General features: G+C 67.5%; 14 protein-coding genes and 3 pseudogenes. 11 read left to right on the top strand and 6 right to left on the bottom strand.

The window, feature by feature from the left end; translation table 11 throughout:
- Positions 1-72: 72 nt before the first annotated feature.
- From PV410_RS29430 to PV410_RS29410, 5 genes are all read right to left on the bottom strand, one after another.
- Entirely contained in the window at positions 73-1,134 is a 1,062-nt protein-coding gene (locus tag PV410_RS29430) for an ABC transporter ATP-binding protein (protein WP_500328788.1), read from the bottom strand.
- Positions 1,135-1,148: 14 nt separating this feature from the next.
- Positions 1,149-2,216: an ABC transporter ATP-binding protein gene (locus PV410_RS29425; protein ID WP_500328787.1), complete on the bottom strand. Its 1,068-nt coding sequence runs from the start codon at positions 2,214-2,216 to the stop codon at positions 1,149-1,151.
- On the bottom strand, positions 2,216-3,127 hold the full coding sequence (locus tag PV410_RS29420; RefSeq protein ID WP_500328786.1) for a carbohydrate ABC transporter permease: 912 nt from the start codon (positions 3,125-3,127) through the stop codon (positions 2,216-2,218). The genes PV410_RS29425 and PV410_RS29420 overlap by 1 nt, the downstream gene beginning before the upstream one ends.
- Complete coding sequence (locus PV410_RS29415; protein WP_199789178.1) at positions 3,127-3,993, bottom strand: carbohydrate ABC transporter permease; 867 nt, start codon at positions 3,991-3,993, stop codon at positions 3,127-3,129. The genes PV410_RS29420 and PV410_RS29415 overlap by 1 nt, the downstream gene beginning before the upstream one ends.
- 80 nt (positions 3,994-4,073) lie before the next feature.
- The gene (locus tag PV410_RS29410; RefSeq protein WP_500328785.1) at positions 4,074-5,597 is read right to left on the bottom strand and encodes an extracellular solute-binding protein; all 1,524 of its coding nucleotides are present in this window, start codon (positions 5,595-5,597) and stop codon (positions 4,074-4,076) included.
- 303 nt (positions 5,598-5,900) lie between these two features.
- Between PV410_RS29410 and PV410_RS29405 the strand changes: the two genes are divergently transcribed.
- The 7 genes from PV410_RS29405 to PV410_RS29375 all read left to right on the top strand — a co-directional run bounded on the left by PV410_RS29405 (position 5,901) and on the right by PV410_RS29375 (position 16,165).
- A complete protein-coding gene (locus tag PV410_RS29405; protein ID WP_500328784.1) occupies positions 5,901-6,635 on the top strand; it encodes a GntR family transcriptional regulator in 735 nt (244 codons plus the stop codon).
- Positions 6,636-6,736: 101 nt separating this feature from the next.
- Entirely contained in the window at positions 6,737-7,306 is a 570-nt protein-coding gene (locus tag PV410_RS29400) for a DJ-1/PfpI family protein (RefSeq protein ID WP_089227892.1), read from the top strand.
- A 582-nt stretch (positions 7,307-7,888) separates the two neighbouring features.
- Positions 7,889-11,815 (top strand): ThuA domain-containing protein, encoded by a 3,927-nt coding sequence (locus PV410_RS29395; RefSeq protein WP_500328783.1) that lies wholly within the window; start codon positions 7,889-7,891, stop codon positions 11,813-11,815.
- Positions 11,816-11,909: 94 nt separating this feature from the next.
- Complete coding sequence (locus PV410_RS29390) at positions 11,910-13,943, top strand: ThuA domain-containing protein (protein ID WP_500328782.1); 2,034 nt, start codon at positions 11,910-11,912, stop codon at positions 13,941-13,943.
- Between the two features lie 574 nt (positions 13,944-14,517).
- The gene (locus PV410_RS29385) at positions 14,518-14,664 is read left to right on the top strand and encodes an FCD domain-containing protein (RefSeq protein ID WP_500328781.1); all 147 of its coding nucleotides are present in this window, start codon (positions 14,518-14,520) and stop codon (positions 14,662-14,664) included.
- A gap of 90 nt (positions 14,665-14,754) precedes the next feature.
- Entirely contained in the window at positions 14,755-15,324 is a 570-nt protein-coding gene (locus PV410_RS29380) for a DJ-1/PfpI family protein (RefSeq protein ID WP_089227892.1), read from the top strand.
- 19 nt (positions 15,325-15,343) lie between these two features.
- Positions 15,344-16,165, top strand: coding sequence for an alpha/beta fold hydrolase (locus tag PV410_RS29375; RefSeq protein WP_500328780.1), 822 nt, complete (start codon positions 15,344-15,346; stop codon positions 16,163-16,165).
- Here PV410_RS29375 and PV410_RS29370 read toward each other — a convergent pair.
- Positions 16,166-16,480: pseudogene (locus PV410_RS29370) on the bottom strand (IS5/IS1182 family transposase); the annotation flags it as partial.
- On the opposite strand from PV410_RS29370, the pseudogene PV410_RS29365 reads away from it, so the two are divergent.
- From PV410_RS29365 to PV410_RS29350, 4 genes and pseudogenes are all read left to right on the top strand, one after another.
- Positions 16,469-16,675, top strand: a pseudogene (locus tag PV410_RS29365) (transposase); the annotation flags it as partial. The pseudogenes PV410_RS29370 and PV410_RS29365 overlap by 12 nt on opposite strands.
- A gap of 206 nt (positions 16,676-16,881) precedes the next feature.
- Positions 16,882-17,052 (top strand): annotated as a pseudogene (locus tag PV410_RS29360) (Asp-tRNA(Asn)/Glu-tRNA(Gln) amidotransferase subunit GatB); the annotation flags it as partial.
- Between the two features lie 327 nt (positions 17,053-17,379).
- A complete protein-coding gene (locus PV410_RS29355) occupies positions 17,380-17,781 on the top strand; it encodes a transposase family protein (RefSeq protein WP_500328779.1) in 402 nt (133 codons plus the stop codon).
- 61 nt (positions 17,782-17,842) lie between these two features.
- Positions 17,843-18,493 carry an ISAs1 family transposase gene (locus tag PV410_RS29350; protein WP_500328801.1) on the top strand — a complete coding sequence of 217 codons (651 nt, stop codon included), beginning with the start codon at positions 17,843-17,845 and terminating at the stop codon, positions 18,491-18,493.
- The last annotated feature ends 834 nt before the right edge of the window (positions 18,494-19,327 follow it).

Genomic DNA, 19,327 nt, shown 5'->3' with positions numbered 1-19,327 from the left:
CTCGGGCCAGGGCTGCTTCGGCGTCATCAAGGCGTGCTCACGGGCGCATGTTGACGTCGCCGCCCTGCCCGGTTACCGCCCGGCCTCGGACAGCGCCAGCCCGGTGCCCGCATCGAACAGGTGCGCGCGGTCCAGGTCGACCGTGACAAGCAGCCGTTCGCCCGGCGTACCCGTGACGGTGGGTCGTGCCTTGACCTTGAGGATCTCCGTCCCCACTCGGACGTCGACCACGGTTCTGTCACCGAGCGGCTCAAGGCCGTAGAGCTCACCCGACAACGACGCGTCCCCACGCTGCTCGATGGACAAGTCTTCTGCCCGCAGGCCCAGCAGCAGCGGACGACCGTCCTCAGCCGTGGTCCAGCGGGGCCGCGGCAGCGTCCAGCCTTCCGCCCCGACCAGACGATCCCCCTCGGCGCGGCAGGGGAGGAGGCTGATCGACGGGCTCCCGACGAAGCCTGCGACCCACTGGTTGGCTGGTCGCTCGTACACCTGGGTCGGCGTTCCGACCTGTTGCACCTTCCCCTCCTTGAGGACCGCCACCTGGTCGGCCATGGACAGGGCCTCGACCTGGTCGTTGGTCACGTGGACGAAGGTTCCCCCGAGACTCCGGTGGATGCGGGTGAGCTCGGTGCGCATCTCGACGCGGAGCTTGAGGTCGAGGTTCGTCAGCGGCTCGTCCATGAGAAACGCGCGCGGGCGACGGACCAGCGCCCGCGCCAGCGCGACACGCTGCATCTCACCGCCCGACAGCTGCGCGGGACGACGCTGCAGCAGACGTTCGATGTGCAGCAGGCTCGACATCCGCTCGACGGCAGCGGCGATCTCGCTCGAAGAACAGCGGCGTGCCCGCAGCGGCGAAGCGATGTTCTCGTACGCCGTGAGTCGCGGGTAGAGGGCGTAGCTCTGGAAGACCATGGCCAGGTCGCGTGCGGCCGGGGAGTCACCGGTCGCGTCCCTCCCGTCCAGATGCACCGACCCGGCGTCAAGCCTCTCAAGGCCGGCGATCGCTCGCAGGGTCGTCGTCTTGCCTGCCCCGGAGGGCCCGAGCACCACGAAGAACGAGCCGTCCGGCACGTCCAGCGTCACCCCGTCCAGGGCCTGGACCTTGCCGAAGGACTTGCGCAGCCCGTGCACTGCCACGGTTCCCATCAGGCCACCAGCTCTTCCGTGCGCACGTCGTAGACCGGCGGGGGCCCGCCGGTGTGCCGCAGCCCGACCGGCGCGCCAGCGGCGAAACGGACAGTCGGTGGCATCCGAACCCGTACGTCGCGCCGGCCACCGTGGTCGACCACGCAGATGATTTCGTCTCCCAGCCACTCCGCCGAGACCACGCGGGCCGGGGCCGAACGCTCCGCCCCTGGTTCCGTGACCTCCAGCGCCTCCGGCCGGACGCCTGCGACCAGGCGACGGTCGCGCGGCAGGCCTGGCGGTGGCGTGAGGACCAGTCCGCCCTGACTGCGCAGCTTCCCGTCGGCCAGCTCCACCTCGATCAGGTTCATCGGCGGGGAGCCGATGAATGCGGCACAGAAGAGACTCGCCGGACGGTCGTAGACCTCCAGCGGCGTGCCGATCTGCTCGACGCGGCCCTTGTTGAGGATGGCGATTCTGTGGCCGAGCGACATCGCCTCGACTTGGTCGTGGGTGACGTAGACCATCGTCGTCCCCAGTCCCCCCTGCAGGTGCTTGATCTCCGTGCGCATGTCCGCCCTCAGCTCCGCGTCCAGATTGGTGAGGGGTTCGTCCATGAGGAAGGCGCGCGGTCGTCGCACCAGGGCGCGAGCAAGCGCGACGCGCTGCTGCTCCCCGCCGGACAGCCGGTGCGGTCGCCGGTCCAGGAGCGAACCGAGCCGCATCAGCCGGGCGGCCTCGTCGACCCGCTCGCGCACCTCCGCCTTGGGCAATCCCTCGGCCCGCAGCGGGAACGCCAGGTTGTCGCGGGTTCTCAGATGCGGGTAGAGAGCGTAGAACTGGAACACCATGGCGATGTCGCGCTCTGCCGGCGGCAGGTCGTTGACCAGCGTGTCGCCGATGCGGATGTCGCCCGTCGTCTGCCGCTCCAGGCCGGCTATGGCCCGCAGCGTGGTCGTCTTGCCGCAGCCCGAAGGGCCGAGCATCACGAACAGCTCGCCGTCGTCGATGGACAGGTCCACGTGCTCGACTGCGACCGTCCCGTCCGGGTAGCGCTTGTGCAGGGTGGTCACCTCGATGCCCGCCATCAGCGTCGCACCGCCCCGAGCGTCACACCGGCGACGAGGTGCTTGCGCACCAGGTAGGCGAAGACGAGCACTGGTAGGGCGAACACCAGGGAGGCGGCGGCCACGAGACCCCAGTCCACGGTGGTTCCGCCGATGAGCCCGGCGATGGCGGGTGGGGCCGTCCGTACGTCGTCGCTGGAGGTGAGGAAGATGGCGAACACGAACTCGTTCCACGAGAAGATGAGTGCGAAGACCGCCGTCGCGGCGATGCCGGGCAGGAGCAGGGGAAGGGTGAACCGCCGGAACGCCTGCAAGCGGGTGTAGCCGTCGAGCATGGCGGCATCCTCGTATTCTGCGGGCACCTCGTCGACGAACCCCTTCATCATCCAGATCGTGAACGGGACGTTGAAGGCGGCGTAGATGAGAATCAGGCCGAGCTTGCTGTCGATGAGCCCGACTTGGCGGTACATGAGGAAGATCGGGATCACGACCACCACAGGCGGCATGAAGCGGGTGGACAGGATGAAGAACAGTTGGTCCTTCTTGGCCTTCACGGCGAAGCGCGAGTAGGCCCAGGCCGCCGGGACCCCCAGCACGGTGGCCAGCACCGTGGAGGCCCCGGCGACAAGGAGGGAGTTGAGGAACGCGACGGACAACTCCGAGCGACCGCCGCCGGGGGCGAGGAACACGTCCTTGAAATGGTCCATGGTGACCGTGAAGTGGAAGAACTTGGCCGGGATAGCGTAGACGTCCCGGTTCTCCTTGATGGACGTCTCGATCATCCACAGCACCGGAAAGAGCATCACGACGGCCAGCACGGTCAGCAGCGCGACCTCCAGCACGGAGCGACCCCGGCCGCCGAAGCGACGCGCGGGGGGCGTGTGATCCTGGACAGGGCCTGTGGACACGGCCTCGTCGACGGAGACGGCCATCAGTCCTCCTTGAGCTTGTTCAAGTAGCGCAGGTAGAGCTGCGTGAGGACGATGACGACGAGGACCATGAGGATCCCGTACGCCGAGGCGGTTCCGGTGTTGAAGCCCAGGAACGCGACCTTGTAGACGTGGAACGACAACGTCTCGGTGGAGACGCCCGGACCGCCGCTGGTGAGGATGTAGACGAGGTCGAACAGCCGGAAGGCCTCGATGGCCCTGAACAGCACAGCGATGAGGAGCAGCGGCCACACCAGCGGAAGAGTGATGGTGCGGAACCGGAACCACTCGGACGCCCGGTCGATCGAGGCGGCCTCGTACAGGTACTTGGGGACCGCGGTGAGGCCCGCGAGTGCGATGAGCATGATGAACGGCGTCCATTGCCAGGTGTCGACCACGATCAGGGAGATCAGTGCCGTTCGCTGCTGGGTGAGCCACTCCACCTGCCCCAGGCCGAGCGAGTCGAGCATGCTGTTGATCACGCCGAACTGCGCGTCGAGCATGAATCGCCAGAACAGCCCGACCACGACCGGCGACAGCATCATCGGGACCAGGAACGCAGTGGTCAGCAGTCCTCGCCCGTGCGTGCGCCGTGAGATCAGGTAGGCGATGGAGAAGCCGAGCACGGTCTGCAGGGTGACCGCGCCGACCACGTAGATCAACGTCGTCAAGGCCCTCGTGTGGACCTGCGCCGAAGTCAGGATGGCGGTGTAGTTCTCGAACCAGACGAAATGGGCCGGCCCCCCGCGGGTGGCCGAGTAGTCGGTGAAAGACAGGTACAACGCCCACAGCAACGGGAACACCGACATCGCGAGCAGCAGCAGCAGCGCGGGGGAGATGAAGGCCACGGCGAGCCCGCGGTCACTCAAGCGGCGGGACCGACCCGGTGCAGGCGGCGTCGCGGACGCCACCTGCTCGGGGTGGTCGGTCGTCAGCGGGGCGGGGTCACTCACAGTCCGCCGCCGCCCTTGCCGCTGCCGGAGTCGAGCACGCTCTGCTGCTCCTTGGCGATGTCGTCGAGCGCATCCTTCGGCTTTTTCGTGCCGTTGAGAGCCGCGTTCACATTGGTGTTCTCGATGTCGACGAGGCGCGCGTACTCGGGCACGTTCCACATGTCCCGCATCCGCGGAACCGAGTCGGCGTACACCTGGTTGAACGGCCCGGCATTGAGGAACTCGGGCGACTGCAGGGCGTCCGTACGCGCGGGCACGCCACCGGCCGCGGCCCACTTCTTCTGGATGTCAGCCCGCTCGAACCACTTCATGAAGTTCAGGGCCTCCGCCTGGTTCGCTTTGGAGGAGTAGGCCGACACGTGCATCCCCATGCCGCCGAGAGGCACCAGGTTCGTCTTCTGGCTCGGCAGGGTGGCAAAACCGAGCTTGTCGAGGATCTGCTCCCGCGTGGTGCCGAGCGTCGACTGCTTCGGGTCGAGCAGGCCGCCGCTCGCGGCGATCCAGTTGAACGCGATGCATGCCTTGCCCTGGGCGACCGCCGCGTTCACCTCGTCGATGAACCAGTTGCCGGAGCCCTTGGCGGTCAGCGGCTTCATCTTGTTGACCAGGACGTCCATCGCCTCCTGGCCCGCCGCGTCGTTGAGGACGCCCTCGATCTTGTGCGTCTTGGCGTCCCAGAGGTTGCCGCCGTAGACGCCGTTGACCGTGTTGTAGGTCACGGCCGCGGCGTCGGAGCCGTTGGCCTGGTGGAAAGCCAGCCCGCTGACACCAGGGTTGTCCGCCTGGCACTTCTCGGCGACTGAGATCATCTCGTCCCAGGTCTGCGGTGGCTTGTCGCCGATCAGATCCTTGCGATAGATCATCGTCCAGGTGTCGCCGAGCAGCGGCAGTCCGTACAGGCTGGCGTTCTCGTCGCGCTTCCCGGTCTCCGCCTGCGGGAACTGGCCGTAGGCCGCCAGGAGGTACGGGTTGTAGGCCTTGACGTCGATGTTCTTCTTGACGAAGTCGGTGATGTCGAGGATGTTGCCGTTCGTCACGGCCTCACCGATGTGCTGCGAGTCCAGGATCGGGATGTCGAAGTCGGTCTTGTGCGCCGCGAACTGGGTGAACATCGCGTCGTGCCAGTTCGCGTTCGGCACGGTGTTGACCTTGATGGTCACGTTCGGCCGCTCCTTGGTGTACTCCGCGTTGGCGAAGGCTTCCAGAGCGTGAGCGGGGGGCCAGTCGAACCAGATGAAGCTGAGGGTCAGCGGGTCCTTGGTGAGCTCCGGGATGGTCGCCGGCGCCTTGGGCGCGCTCGAATCCGCGCCGTCGTCCTGCCCGCAAGCCGCCATGGTCGCGGCCACTAATACGGCCGCCGTCACCAGCTGCGCCGTTCGACCGGAAACGGACAGTCGTCTTATTCGCTCTGGATGCCGCATCTTCCTGCCTGCCTTCTGGGTGGGGAGCTCTGGAGCCTTCCTGCGTGCTTCACCGAGCAATTGCTGGGGGATGTTCAGGCGGGTCGACGGCTGCCGCAAGGGCTGACCCGCAGACCGGCGTCACGAGTACGCCGCGAGGTAATGGGGCTTCAAGCAGTCGACAGGTCCCTCGGCCCTTGTGCGGCCCGGCGGCGAACCGAGAAGGACATCGAGCATGCTCATAGGAGCTCCAACTGATCAAAGCGGAGCGATGGCGGGCGGTTCCGCGACGGGTGGACGGGTGAAGGAGGGCTGGCGTCCGTCACCTTTCCTATACGATCTGAATGGGAGCATCAACATCCCGCAGCATTGCGACCGATGTCAACAGGTTCGCGAAGACGTAAGAAAGGACCTCACGTCACGATGGACGACGAAGCGATGATCGCGAGGGGCCGTGGGGCCATGACGGGCGGAACGCCGCCGGGAAGATCTCGTGGCCGGCTTGCCGACGAGGTGTACGACACGCTGCTCGGACAGCTGATGTCGCTACGGATCGAGCCTGGTTCCCGCGTCACGATCGACGTCCTGGCGCGAGAGCTGGGGGTCTCGCAGACGCCGATCCGAGACGCTCTGAACCGCATGGAGGCCGAGGGCCTGGTCGTGCGTGTGCCCCATGCCGGCTATCACATTCCCCCCCAGATCACCCGTCAGCGATTCGAGGACATGCTCGAGCTCCGCCTGCTCCTCGAGCCGGCGGCGGCGCGCAGATCCGCCGAACGCGCATCATTGCAGCAGGTGGCCGGCCTGCGGCGACTGCTGGAGGAGATGGCGGAGCTGGAGGGGGGCACCGGGCTCATGGCCTATGGCGCCTTCGGGCTCCGCGACGCCGCTTTTCACAATCTCATCGCCTTGAGCGCGGAGAACCAGCTCATCCGCGAAGCGCTCGCTCGCCTGCACGCGCACGTGCACCTGTTCCGGCTTCTCCACGACACCCAGGTCACTCACCTGGCGATGGCCGAGCACGAAGACGTTGTGGGCGCGATCGCCTCGCGTGACCCCGACGCCGCCGCCTACGCCATGCGTCGGCACATCCTGCTGTCCGGCGAGCGGTTCCGGCGATTGTTCGACGAAATCAAGGGTTCGGACGGTATGGCGTAAAGGCTTGACGGGCGGGCTGGGCCGAGGAATGCTAACGCAATTGGATCAGATCGGATTGGATTGGATCGACGTCACCCCGCCTCAGATGCGAGGAGAAGCAGGTGCCCAGAGCGCTGCTCCTGACCGGCGACGCCGCCGAGGAGCTCGACACCATGTATCCCTACTATCGCGTTCAGGAGGGCGGCTGGGACGTCGACGTCTCGTCACGGACGATGCGTGACGTTCAGCTGGTCATCCACGAGTTCGACCCCAACTCCGACGCCTACGTGGAGAAGAACGGCCGAAAGCTGCCGGTCGACGTGCCCTGGGCCGAGGTCGACGTCGAGCGCTATGACGCCCTCATCATCCCTGGCGGACGCGCCCCCGAGTGGATCCGGGTCGACGCCGACGTCAGGCGCATCACCGAGCACTTCTTCGCGCGCAACCTCCCGATCGCGCTGGTATGCCACGGCGCGCAGGTGCCGGCTGTGTACGGACTGCTCAAGGGCCGAAAGACAGCGTGCTTCCCCCCCATCACCGGTGACATGGAGAACGCGGGCGCGACGGTCATCGACGCTCCCGACGTCGTGGACGGCAACCTCGTCTCCTGCCGCGGATGGCCCGACATGCCGCAATTCGGCAGGGCGATGATGGAGCTCTTCTCGAAGTCCATCAACTCCGCATCGGCATGACCACACCTGACCTGCCCCGGTGAAGCCCGAGCCACTCGCCGACCTGTGCCACCGCCATCGTCATGCGCCGGTCGCCAGAGGCCAGGCCTCTGGCGATGTCGGCCACCCGGTGGCTCGATCCTGGCCAACCTCTTCAACCCGCGAGTGATCGTCATCTGAGGCCATTTCGCCTCGCCGGCCCAGTGGCTGCTGCCCAACGCACAAGATCAGCTGCAACGGCTCGTGGTGGCAGCTCCAGCCGCCCAGTGCCGATTCGTCGCCTGCACGCTCGGCTTCGGCGCCGCCTCCCGTGGCGCGGCGAGCACGGTGATCAACCACATCGTCGACGACCCGACCGCGATCACGGACTCACCCAGGTCGGCACCTTGCTGACGGCCCCACAGACCTGGAGACGGCACCCTCCAGCAACCGCACTATCCGCTACCACCAAGTGGCCATAAGCGCGGCGGTTCGCGCCGTGCCTGACATCCCCCAGGCAGGAAGGTTTTTTCAATGTCACCACGTCATCGAACGTGGCCCAGGCTGCTCGACGCAGCCCTGCCAGCAAAAGGACGACGCCCGAGACGTCGCACCGCGACCACGATGGCCTTAGCCCTCTTCGCCCCTTTCCTCACGCTCCTCGCGACGCCGGTGAGCGCTGCGGCCCCCACGGCGGCTGAGCCCGCTCCCGTCGCTGCACCGGAGCTGCTGCAGCCGTCCGCGCCTGCCGCCGAGGCCGCACCACCAGACGCCCGCTTCAAGGTGCTCGTGGTGCGCAGCACCCAGGACGCGGTGTCGTCGGCCGGCCTGGCCGCGATCCGGGATGCGGCCAGACCCGGTCATTTCACGGTCGTGGCGCCCGGGCCCGCTGACGTGGGCGACCATTTCACGGAGAAGAAGCTGAAGCAGTACCGCGCGGTGGTGTTCTTGGACACGGGTCTCGCGAGCCCGCTCACGGACGCGCAACGCGCGAACTTCGAGGACTACTTCCGCGACGGCGGCGGCTTCGTCGGCGTCGGCTCGGCGGTCGAGACCGACGAGTCCTGGTCGTTCCTGACCGACATTCTGGGGACGCGTGCGTCCGGCACGACCGACGTGCAATCGGGTGACGTGAAGGTCGCCGACCGCGTCCACGACGCGACCAAGGATCTGCCGCAGATCTGGTCGCGGACCGACAAGTGGTACAACTTCAAGAAGAACGTGCGCGGTGTGTCACACGTCCTCGACACCGTCGTCGAGGACCCGTTCGGGCCGCAGCCACAGGGCGCCGACCTCGACGGGATCGCCGGGGGCACGATGGGCGCCGATCACCCGGTCTCGTGGTGCAAGGACTTCCAGGGCGGCCGCTCCTTCTACACCGGCCTGGGCAACACGGCCGCGAGCTTCGACCCCGGCCTCACCAGGCACCTCAAGGGCGCGATCGGCTGGGCCGCGGGCCAGGCCGACCCGGCCTACAGCGATTGCGGCGCGACCGTGCTGGCCAACTACCAGCAGACGAAGATCGGCTCGCCGCCGAACCTGCAGGAGCCGATCGGCTTCGACCAGCTGCCGGACGGCCGCGTTCTGCAGACGGACCGCCTCGGCTCGCTGCGCATGCACGACTCGACCACGGGCGTCACCACGGTCGTCGCCGACTTCGCCGATCCGAGCCTGCCGATGACGCAGCAGATCTACTCCGCGGGCGAGGACGGGCTCTACGGCCCGGCGGTCGACGCCAACTTCGCGACCAACAAGTGGGTCTACCTCTACTACTCGGCGAAGGAGGTCACCGACGTCAAGCTGAGCGACGGATCGGTCATCACCCAGATCACGCCGAACACCACCCCGCCGAACGTGGCAGCGTCCAAGACCGCGTGGGATCCGTACGTGGGCTATTTCCAGCTCAGCCGCTTCAAGTTCGTCGACGCCACCGACAGCACGCCGGCGCACCTCGACATGGGCTCCGAGCAGCAGATCATGCGCGTGCCGGTCAACCGCCAGGAGTGCTGCCACGTCGGGGGCGACATCGACTTCGACAAGCACGGCAACCTCTGGATGGTCACCGGCGATGACACGCCCGCGGGCGGCATCAACGCCGGCGGCTACGGGCCGTACAACTCGCAGAAGACCGACGAGCAGCAGACCGTGCGCGTCACCAACGCGACGGGCGGCACGTTCACGCTGACCTTCGAGGGCCAGACGACGGAGCCGATCGCGTGGAACGCGGATCGCAATGCGATCGACGCGGCGCTCGAGGCGCTCTCGAACATCGAGGCGGACGAGATCCAGACCAGCGGCGGCCCGGTCAACACGTCGAGCGTCAACGTGTTCTTCCGCCGCGGCAAGCAGCAGTCCGCTCAGCCGCAGATCACCGCCGACGGCGCCGGCCTCAGCGGCACCGCCACGCCGGCGATCGCCACCAGCACGGCGCAGGAAGGCGGCTGGTACCAGCGGCTCACCGGTGACTCGCGCCGCACCGCACTGAACACCAACGACCTGCGCGGCAAGGTGCTGCGGATCAAGGTCAAGGACGGCAACATCTCCGCCGCCGACGCCAACAAGGCCGCCTTCGGCCCCGGCACGGGCGCCTACTCGATCCCGCCGGGCAACCTGTTCCCGCTGGTCGCGGGCAAGCCGCGAGACAAAACGCGGCCGGAAGTCTACGCGATGGGGTTCCGCAACCCGTTCCGGATCCAGGTCGACGAGAACGACGTGGCCTACATCGGCGACTACTCGCCCGACGCCCAGACACCGCAGCGCTCGCACGGCCCGGCGGGCACCGGCCGCTACGAGATCGTGCGCAAGCCGTCCAACTACGGCTGGCCCACGTGCTACAAGCGCGACCTCGCGCACTACCAGTGGAACTTCCACGAGTTCGCGCCCGGCACCACCACACCGGGCACGCCGCTGAACGACCCGCCTCAGAAGTTCGACTGCAACGGGCCGACACAGCGCAACGACTCGCTGTGGAACATCGAGGGCGGTCCGACGGTCGAGCCGGGCCTGAGGGACGTCCCGCCGGTCACCGACCCGGACATCTGGTACTCCTACCGCGACAACAACACGAGCGCGCCGCTCGGCACCCCGTGCGAGGCCTACTACGCGCCGACCCCGGGCCCGATCGCTCCCGGCTCGACGAGCGAATGCCCGCGGCTGTTCCCCGAGCTCTACACCGGCGGCGTCGGTCCGCACGGGGTCACGAAGTACCACTACGACCCGAAGAACCCGAACCCTCACAAGTTCCCGCCGTACTACGACGACTCGGTGATCATCAGCGAGTGGACGCAGGACACGCTGCGCGAGGTCAAGCTCGACAAGCGCACCAACCACGTCCAGAAGATCAACAACTTCCTGGATTGCGGCAGCCGTGCGAACGCCGGGGCAGGCACGTTCCGGTTCGAGTGCGACAACCCGATGGACTTGCAGTTCGGTTCTGACGGCGCGTTCTACCTGCTGACCTACGGCAACGGGTTCAACGTCATCAGCCCCGACGCGGGCATGTACAAGTGGGAGTACGTCAAGGGCAAGCGCGCGCCGAAGGCGGTGCTCACCACGGACCGCACCGACGGCTCAGCGCCGCTGACCGTGAAATTCTCCAGCGCCGGCTCGCTGGATGAGGATCCCGGCGACTCGATCCGCTACGAGTGGAACTTCGGCGACGGCTCGGCGATCGAGACCGACCCGAACCCGACACACACCTACACGCAGTCCGGCCGCTACACGGCCGTGCTGACCGTGCTCGACTCGTCCGGCAGGCAAACCTCGACCAGCACCGTGATCACCGTGGGCAACACGAGCCCGACGGTGGTCGTCGATACGCCGGTGGAGGGCGGGACGTTCGCGTTCGGCGAGGACATCCCGTTCTCGGTCACGGTCACCGACCCCGAGGACGGGACGGTGGATTGCTCCGAGGTGCAGGTGACGTTCGTGCTCGGCCACGACGCGCACGGCCACGCCGAGGAGTCCGTCAACGGCTGCTCGGGCGTGCTCCACACGGACGCCGACGACGTCTCACACGGCGGCAACGTCTCCGGCGTGGTCCAGGCGCGCTACACCGACCACGGCGGTCCGGGCGGCGTCCCGCAGCTGACCACGACCGGCCAGCACCAGATACGCCAGAAGCACCAGGAGGTGGAGTTCGTCGTCAACCAGTCCGGCACCAACACGGCGACCAACACCGACGGCGGCGCCGGCGTGCACCGCGGCAGCCTGGGCTCGGGCGACTGGCTCCAGCTCAACGGCCCGTTCAACCTGACCAACATCGATTCGATCACGTTCCGCGCGGCGGACGCGGCGAACGGCCGCACGGCCGGGTCGCCGCTGGCGGCAATCGAGGTCCGTCAGGACTCGGTCACCGGGCCGATCCTGACCACGGCCAACCTCGTGTCCACCGGCGGGACGGGCACCTGGACGAGCCAGACGTTCCCGGTCTCGATGTCCGGGACGCATGAGCTGTTCCTGGTGTTCCGCCCGGTCACATCCGGCGCCACGGGCGGCAACCTGTTCAACCTGAACTGGGCCGAGTTCGTCGGTACGGGCGTCGGCACCTAGCGAACCCGCCCGTGACGACGAACCCCGGGGTTCGTCGGCACGGGCATCCGCACCCAGCGCACCCGCCTGTATAGCGGCAGGAGAGAAGACACTCATGCGGAGAAGAATTCGCACATCGGCAGTGGCCGCCTTCCTGACGGCGGCCGCACTCACCCCCGCGACACCGTCGTGGGCACAGGAAACGACACCGCCGACGATCAACGTGGCGACGCTGTCGCCCTCTGCGCCGACCGGCCAGAACAACTGGTACACCGGCCCGGTGACGCTGAACGTGTCGGGGACCGACGACGTCGGCATCGCCAAGTTCCAGTACTCGCTCAACGGCGGCGCCGCCTACATCGACGTGCCCGTCGAGGGGGCGCCGACGTCGGCCACGGCGTCGGCGGTGATCACGCAGGAGGGCAACACCAGCGTCCGGTACCGCGTGGTCGACACGGCCGGAAACGTCGCGGCGTTCCGCTCGATCTCGGTCCGGATCGACACGCGCGCGCCGGCTGCATCGTACCCGGCGATCACCGACGGTCACGTCGGTCACGTCGCCACGCTTATCCCGACACGCACGGACCCCGCCCCCGGCTCGGGCGGAGTGGCTGTGCTGAACATGTACCTCGACGGCAAGCTGGTCCCGCCGTTGCCGGTGCAGACCTCCGACCTGTCGCTCGGCGTGCACACGCTCGCGGTGCATCTCTCCGACGCTGCTTCCAGCAGCGCGAAGTACACGCAGACGTTCATCGTGACGACCTCGTTCGCGGACGTCGGCACGCTGATCACCCGGTTCGTGACCGCCGGCAGCGTCTCGGCGGAGGTCGGCGAGGCGCTCCAAGCCAAGGTCGACCAGGCGAAGGCGCTCGCCGACGCCGGTTCGGCCAAGCGCGCGAGCCAGGTCCTGAACGGGTTCGTCACGATCGCCGGCCGGATCGCGCCCGGCTCGGCCCGCAGCACACTCGTGGGCGATGCTCGTTACCTGATCGACCAGCTCAACGACCGGCTCGCGCCGGAGCCCGCGACGGGCCTCACGTCCGAGCCCGCGCAGGGCCCGAAGTTCATCCCGGACCCGGTGCTCGCCCCGCTCCCGCACAAGCCGGACGCCGACTACAACGTCCTCATCTTTTCCAAGACGACGGGCTTCCGGCACGACCACATCCCGCACACCGTGGCCGCGATCCAAAAGCTCGGCATCGCGAACAACTTCAACGTCGACGTCTACGACCCGCAACTCCCGACGGTCACGCTGCCCACGAGCCCGTTCCTGAGCCTCGACACGCTCAAGCAGTACGACACGATCGTCTTCGAGTCCAACGTCGGGCACCCGGGCCCGCTCAATGCGACCACCGAGCAGCCGAACTTCGAGGCCTACATGAAGCAGGGCGGCGGCTATGTCGGCATCCACGGCGCCGCCGACTCGTTCGAGGTCGGCACCTGGCCGTGGTACGGCAACCTCGCTGGTGGGTTCTTCACCAGCCATCCGAACGGCCAGAACGGGTTCGGCCAGTGCGGCAGCTGCATCCACGCCGAGGTGGTGACCGAGGACAAGACGCACCCGGCGACCGCGCATCTCCCTGCCCGGTGGATGACGGTCGACGAACTCTACAACTTCGACCGCAACATGCGGGCCGACGTACACACGCTGCTGAGCCTCAACGAGGACAGCTACCAGCGCAGCCTCAACAGCGGCAACGCGGCCACCAACCCGCTGCAGCTGATGAACGGCGACCACCCGATCGCGTGGTGCCAGAACTGGGACGGTGGCAAGGCGTTCTCGAACATCCTCGGCCACTTCCGGACGCAGTACTACGACGACGCGTTCATGCAGATCATCCTCGGCGGGATCGAGACGACCGCCGACCGCACGGACGCCAACTGCTCCTCCTACCGCGAGACCAGCCTGCTGATCAAGGCTGACCGAGCCAACGGGCTGCTGACCGCGGACGCCGCGGACGCCGCCGGTGCCGCCCTGGACATCGCGCGGGACAGCTACCTGGCGACCAAGTACACCACCGCCATCCCGGCGCTGAACTCGATCGTCGACCTGGCGAACGACAAGGCCTCCGGCGAGGCTGCGGCCCGTTCCGAGCTCGCGCGGCAGGCGCGCGAGCTGCGGGAGTGGATGCAGAACCTCAACCGCTGACCCGTTCACGCGGCGGGGCGGCGAATCGCCGCCCCGCCGCGCTGACGCTGGAGCGCGCAACACTATCGCGATCGGAGGGGAGGAAGATGACGGTGACCCTTGGACGAATTGCCGGGCTGTCGCGGGCGCCGCCCCGCAGACCGGCTCCACGAGTACGCCGCGCCGTACTGGGTCTTCAGTCAGTCGAGAAGTCCTTCGGTCCATGTGTGGCCCGGTGGCGAACCGAGCAGGACGTCGAGCATGCTCAGGGGAGCTTTAGGTGGTCGAAGTAGGGCGCTGGCGGGCGGTTCCGCGGTGGGTGAAAGATGGCTGGCGTCCATCACCTTTCCTATACGATCCAAGCGGGGCATCAACATCCCGCAGCATACGACCGATGTCAACAGGTTCCCGAAGACGCTAGAAGGAAGACGCTAGAAGTGACCTCACGCCTATGGCGCCTTCGGGCTCCGCGACGCCTCTTTTCACGATCTCATCGCCTTGAGCGCGGAGAACCAGCTCATCCGCGAAGCGCTCGCTCGCCTGCACGCGCACGTGCACCTGTTCGGCTTCCGACACCCAGGTCACTCACTTGGCGATGGCCGAGCACGAAGAAGTTGTGGCCGCGATCGCCGCGCGTGACCCCGACGCCGCCGCCTACGCCATGCGTCGGCACATCCTGCTGTCCGGCGAGCCGTTCCGGCGATTGTTCGGCGAAATCAAAGGCTCGGACGGAATGGTGTAAAGGCTTGACGGGCGGGCTGGGCCGAGGAATGCTAACCCAATCAGATCGGATTGGATCCGCCTCACCCGCCTCAGATGCGAGGAGAAGCAGGTGCCCAGAGCGCTGCTCCTGACCGGCGACGCCGCCGAGGAACTCGACACCATGTATCCCTACTATCGCGTTCAGGAGGGCGGCTGGGACGTCGACGTCTCGTCACGGACGATGCGTGACGTTCAGCTGGTCATCCACGAGTTCGACCCCAACTCCGACGCCTACGTGGAGAAGAACGGCCGAAAGCTGCCGGTCGACGTGCCCTGGGCCGAGGTCGACGTCGAGCGCTATGACGCCCTCATCATCCCTGGCGGACGCGCCCCCGAGTGGATCCGGGTCGACGCCGACGTCAGGCGCATCACCGAGCACTTCTTCGCGCGCAACCTCCCGATCGCGCTGGTCTGCCACGGCGCGCAGGTGCCGGCTGTGTACGGACTGCTCAAGGGCCGAAAGACAGCGTGCTTCCCCCCCATCACCGGTGACATGGAGAACGCGGGCGCGACGGTCATCGACGCTCCCGACGTCGTGGACGGCAACCTCGTCTCCTGCCGCGGGTGGCCCGACATGCCGCAATTCGGCAGGGCGATGATGGAGCTCTTTTCGAAATCCATCAACTCCGCATCGGCATGAGCACACCTGGCCTGTCCCAGTGACGGCACCTCGGACCATCACAGTCGACGGCTCCCCCGTCCACGTCATGGAGAGCGGCACCGGGCCCGCGGTGCTGATGCTGCACGGCTCCGGACCCGGTACGACGGGATCCGGCGCCTGGGCCACGACGGCACAGGCGCTGGGCACGTCCTGGCACCTGGTGGCTCCTGACCAGGCGGGGTTCGGCCGTACACCAATCCCGGCGGGCTCCAGGGGTGGGCTCCGGCTGTGGACGGAGCAGGCCGCGGGCCTGATGGAGGCTCTCGGTGTCGAGCACTACGCCGTGGTGGGCCACTCCATGGGCGGTGCCGTGGCGCTGGCGTTGGCGGCCGCGCGTCCCCAGCAGGTCACCCGTGTCGTGGCGGTCTCGACGATGGGCGCCCCCGGGGCGCCGCTGTCCGCCGAGCTCGACGCGGTCTGGGCCGCCCCCGCCGGCCCGCTCGGGGCACGAGACATGTTGAGTCGCCTCGTCCTCGACCAAGCGCTCGTGACCGAGTCGGCCGTCGCTGCCCGTGCAGCTGCGATGCGAGCGGGGGCGGCCGCATTCGCGTCGTTGTTCCCTCCGCCTAGGGCACGTTGGGCCGACGAGCTCACCCTCTCGGCGCAAACGCTGGCAGGGGTCCGCGCGCCCGTGCTGCTCGTCCACGGCGCCGAGGACCGAGTCACCCCGCTCGGAACGGCAGCCCTGCCCCTGCTCGAACACCTGGCCGATGTCCGTCTGCACGTGCTCGGTCGATGCGGGCACCTGCCGGCGCTCGAGCACCCGCACGACTTCAGGCGACTCCTGTCGTGCTTCGTGGGCCGGGAACGAGGTCACTAGTCACGCAGGTCCGGTGATGCTGCGTAGCCACAGCATCGTGCCGCACAAGTGGAGTCCGGCCAGGTGGCTCTCGGGAGACTTGTCGTAGCGGGTGGCGATCCCGCGCCAGTTGCGCAGCCGGTTGATGCACCGCTCGACGGTGTTGCGGTCCTTGTACAGCTCGGCGTCGTGGCTGACGGGGCGGCCTCCGCGCGAGCCCTTCTTTTTACGGTTGGCCGCTTGGTCCGCCTTCTTCGGGATCACCGCCCGGATTTTGCGTTTGCGCAGGTAGGTGCGATTGCTGCGGGAGGAGTACGCCTTGAAGAGATCCGCCGCCGCACCGACGTGGTCGGCATCTTCCCCGACCGCACCGCCGTGATCCGCCTGGTCGGCGCCGTCCTGGCCGAACAGAACGACGAGTGGACCGAGGCCCGCCGCTACATGGGCCGCGAGCTGCAGGCCAAAGCCCGCCTCCAGCCGATCGAGTCACAGACCGGCGACACCGTCCTGCCGATCGAAATCACCGCATAGTCTCAAAGAAGAGATCACCGAGTGGCCGTCGAGACACCACTCCAGCGGACGTGACCCAAGTACGACGGCCAAGCCCGGCCACGAACGGGCCGGTCACAAAGGTCTGCTCCGCGGGCTGGCGACAGTGCGGCACAATGCGGTGTGATCTGTGATGTCTGCGGCCACGAGGTACGACGAATACCGGTAGTCGAACCACCAACGCGGTGGCCGGCGAGCGCGCGCCCGAGGTCGCCAAGGCGTACGTGACCGAACTGCGCGAGCTGATCAAGGCGCTGGGCGTCTCCGAGGCCCGCATGGAGATGGGCCAGATGCGCTGCGACGTCAACCTGTCGCTGCGCCCCATCGGCCGGGAGAAGTTCGGCACCCGCAGCGAGACAACCCGGCAGTGAAGGAACGCTGGTTCTGCCCCTGGTGCTACGCCTGGACCGAATTCGGACACGACCCGCGCGAGGTCTCGCGACCGCAGTACGGCTACAGACCCTGGGAACGGGCGGATTCCCCCCAGCTCCCAGAGGACATCGCCCACGCGTACGACGTCGCGTACGCATACTCCCCCGACGGCCTCGGTGCGACACTGTGCGGACTGGCCCACAAGGACCTCACCCCCTCACCGTACCTGTGGATGCCCCGCTGGCCGAGCGCCTGTGAGGCTGGGTCCGCTGGACAGCGGTCAAGTCGCTGACCTGCGAACTTTCCTGGACCTGGTGCCGGACCCGCGGGCGAGGCGGGGCCGCTGGTACTCGCTGACCGCGATCCTCCTCGTCTGTGCCTGCGCGGCCGTGTCGGGAGCGAGGAGCATCGACGAGATCGCCGAGTGGGCGGCGCGGGCCTCGGACGACGTGCTGACCGCCGTCGGAGTCCGATGGCATCCGCTGCGATGGCGTCGTTCTCCCTCGCGGACCACGATCGGCCGTGTGCTGGCGGCCGTCGACGGTGACGCCCTGGACCGGGCCGTCGGCGCCTACCTCGCCGGCCCGAACCCTGCGGGAACGACTCCGGAGCAACGGCAGGTGATCGCCGTCGACGGCAAATCGCTGAGAGGATCGGCCCGCCTGTCGCCGGCCGCAGGCACCTGCTCTCCGTCGTCACCCACCACCGGGCCCTGACCCTCGCCCAGGCGGAGGTCGGGAGCGAAGACGAACGAGACCGCGCACTTCCGGCCCGCCCCTGTTCGAACAGCGGGACCTGGACGGAACTCTCGTCACCTTCGACGCCCTGCACTCGGTGAAGGCGAACGTCACCTGGCTGGTCGAGACCAAGAAGGCCCACTACATCTTGGTGATAAAGACGAACCAGCCGACCGCACACCGCCAGCTCGCCACCCTGCCCCGGCGGGACATCGCCGTCCAGCACACCACGACCTCCACCGGACACGGGCGCCGCGAGTCCCGCTCGATCAAGACCTGCGGCATCGCGGACGAGCTCGGCGGGATCGCCTTCCCCTACGCCTGCCTGGCCATCCGTGTCCATCGTCGCCGCAGGCAGACAGGCCGACGCGAGAGTCGCGAGACCGTCTACGCCGTCACCAGCCTCGACGCCCACCAGACCACCCCCGCCGACCTGGCCACCGCGATCCGCGGCCACTGGACCGTGGAGGCCCTGCTCCATGTGAGAGACGTGACCTTCGCCGAGGACGCTTCCACCGTCCACACCGGGACCGCACCCCGCGCCATGGCGTCCCTCCGCAACCTCGCCATCGGCCTGCTCAAGATCCTCAGAGCTGACAACATCGCCAAAACCACCCGCGCAATCCCCGACCAACCCGAACGAGCACTCCCTCTGGGCATCACCAACAAGCTCGACCCTTACGGAACTTGATCAAGCCCTGGTCGATAGCCGAGCTGATGCCCCCACCAACTGGCGCCGAAGCCTTGAACGCCACCGTCAAGGTCGAACTGATCGAGCATCAGGGGCCGTAGTGGGACGTCGACGAGGTCGAGCGGGCCGTCTTCCCGCGTCCGCGTCGTACAAGAATAAACGTCTCCGCCCCGCTCTCGGCTACGCGCCATTCGACGAGTACGAATACGCATACTGGTCGCGATTGAAGGAACCTACCCCCGCAGACCGCCTCATCACACGATCGCCGACTCCACGAAACGCGGGGCAGCTCACACAGTCGTACTCTGAGAAAAGGCCCGTGGTTTTCTGTTCTGGCGGCCACTGCTCAGGGGACCAGGATGCGCCAAGGGGACGGGTAGGGGATCGAGGCGGGACTGGCCGCAAAGTCCGGTTTGATCTTTCCGCACCTCGACCAGCCCCTTGCAGCTGCGGTCGAGGGAGGCGTTGCGCGTAAGCAGTATTGTCGATCTAGTCGGCCGGATCAGACCGTCGAGTAGGGCCAACCCAAACCCTCCACGGTCAAGGCGGGCGATCACGGAGCTGCGTTCCGGCCCAAGCTCTTGTAGCAGTCCAGGCAAGTGCGTGGATCTCGTTCATGTAGTTCAGCGTGCCTGCATCGACCACTGTGATTTCTCAAGGGACCCAGCTGATGGGGAACTCTCACGACGTCTTGACCGCCGAACCGGCCGGCAATCCAGCCACTCTCGCCATATGCGAACGACGCTTCGCCGAAGTCCTGGCCGACATCGTGCACACCGAACACGTATCAGTCGACAGCCACTTCTTCAACGACCTCGGCGCCGACTCCATGCT

The sequence above is a fragment of the Streptomyces sp. PA03-5A genome (genome assembly GCF_033792725.1).
Taxonomy (GTDB): domain Bacteria; phylum Actinomycetota; class Actinomycetes; order Streptomycetales; family Streptomycetaceae; genus Actinacidiphila.
The sequence above is the reverse complement of the archived record's forward strand: the minus strand, read 5'-3'. Positions and strand labels throughout refer to the sequence as shown.

What these genes read in the sequence shown, in the direction of transcription:
- PV410_RS29390 (WP_500328782.1), top strand. Translation starts at nt 11,910, where the DNA reads ATGCGGAGAAGAATTCGCACATCGGCAGTGGCCGCCTTCCTGACGGCG.
- PV410_RS29425 (WP_500328787.1), bottom strand. Translation starts at nt 2,216, where the DNA reads ATGGCGGGCATCGAGGTGACCACCCTGCACAAGCGCTACCCGGACGGG.
- PV410_RS29385 (WP_500328781.1), top strand. Translation starts at nt 14,518, where the DNA reads ATGGCCGAGCACGAAGAAGTTGTGGCCGCGATCGCCGCGCGTGACCCC.
- PV410_RS29420 (WP_500328786.1), bottom strand. Translation starts at nt 3,127, where the DNA reads ATGGCCGTCTCCGTCGACGAGGCCGTGTCCACAGGCCCTGTCCAGGAT.
- PV410_RS29395 (WP_500328783.1), top strand. Translation starts at nt 7,889, where the DNA reads ATGGCCTTAGCCCTCTTCGCCCCTTTCCTCACGCTCCTCGCGACGCCG.
- PV410_RS29405 (WP_500328784.1), top strand. Translation starts at nt 5,901, where the DNA reads ATGGACGACGAAGCGATGATCGCGAGGGGCCGTGGGGCCATGACGGGC.